1 protein-coding gene is annotated in these 1248 nt (G+C 68.5%); it reads right to left on the bottom strand.

Going from position 1 to position 1248, the window contains the following annotated elements; genetic code table 11:
• Positions 1 to 1248 (bottom strand): family 10 glycosylhydrolase (locus AB0B91_RS66185; RefSeq protein WP_358343278.1); only part of this gene is annotated, 1248 nt, incomplete at both ends.

Raw genomic sequence — 1248 nt, 5'->3', positions numbered from 1 at the left:
GGCATGAGCAGCGGCTTCTTCGGCAGGTGCGTCATGGTCGGGACCAGCGCCGGGCGGGAGTAGTGCTCGGCGGCGTAGATGTCGGTCGCGCCGAGCCGGTTGGCCCGCACCTGAACGGCCGAGAAGTGGACGTTGCCCAGGACCTCCGGGTACTGCCGGTTGAGCGTCAGGTGGTTCGACAGCTCTCGCGGGTTCATCCAGAACGAGCCGTAGACCGGGTCACCGCTCTTGTAGTCGGCCTGCCCGATGTAGAGCTGCACCCGGGTGCCCTTGACCACGTCCGCCCACCACGGCACCAGCCGGGTGTAGTCGGCGGCCGGGTACTGGCCCATGTACCAGTAGAGCTGCGGCACGATGTAGTCGATCCACTCCTCCTTGACCCATTTGCGGGTGTCGGCGGAGATGATGTCGTACGACTGGCTGCCGGTGGTGTCCGAGCCCAGCGGGTCGACCGACTGGTTGCGCCAGATGCCGAACGGGCTGACGCCGAACTTCACCCATGGCTTCTCGGCCTTGATCTTGGCGTTCATCTCCTGGATCAGCAGGTTGATGTTGTCCCGCCGCCAGTCGGCCTTGTCGGTGAAGCCCCGGTTGTGCGCCGCGAAGGTGGCGTCGTCGGGCACCTGGTGGGTGCCGCTCGGGTAGGGGTAGAAGTAGTCGTCGAAGTGCACGCCGTCGACGTCGTACCGCTTGACCGCGTCCATCATCGCGGTCTGCACGAACTCGCGGACCTCCGGGACGCCGGGGTTGTAGTAGAGCCGGCTGCCGGCGACCCCGGCCGGCGGGTAGGCGAAGGTCCACTCCGGGTGCTCGCGCACCGGGTGGTTCGGCGCGAGCTGGTTGATGTCGGCGCCGGCGCCGCCCGGGGCGGGCATGGAGATGCGGTACGGGTTGAACCAGGCGTGGAACTCGAGGTTGCGCTTGTGCGCCTCGGAGACCACGAACTTCAGCGGGTCCCAGCCCGGGTTCTCGCCACGCACCCCGGTCAGGTACTCCGACCAGGGCTCGTGGGGCGAGGGCCAGAACGCGTCGGCGGTCGGCCGGACCTGGACGACCACGGCGTTGTGGTTCAGCCGCTCGGCGAGGTCGAGCAGCTGGCGGTACTCGGCCTGCTGCGCGGCGATGCGGTCGGGCGCGGTCTGGGACGCCTTGCTCGGCCAGTCGATGTTGACGACCGAGGAGATCCACATGGCCCGGAACTGCCGCTTCGGGGTGGCCGGGTCGGTGACGCAGGTGGTGGTGGAGGCG

Source organism: Nonomuraea sp. NPDC049141 (assembly GCF_040648415.1).
In the GTDB taxonomy this organism is placed as follows: domain Bacteria; phylum Actinomycetota; class Actinomycetes; order Streptosporangiales; family Streptosporangiaceae; genus Nonomuraea.
This window is presented reverse-complemented; position numbering and strand designations above follow the sequence as displayed.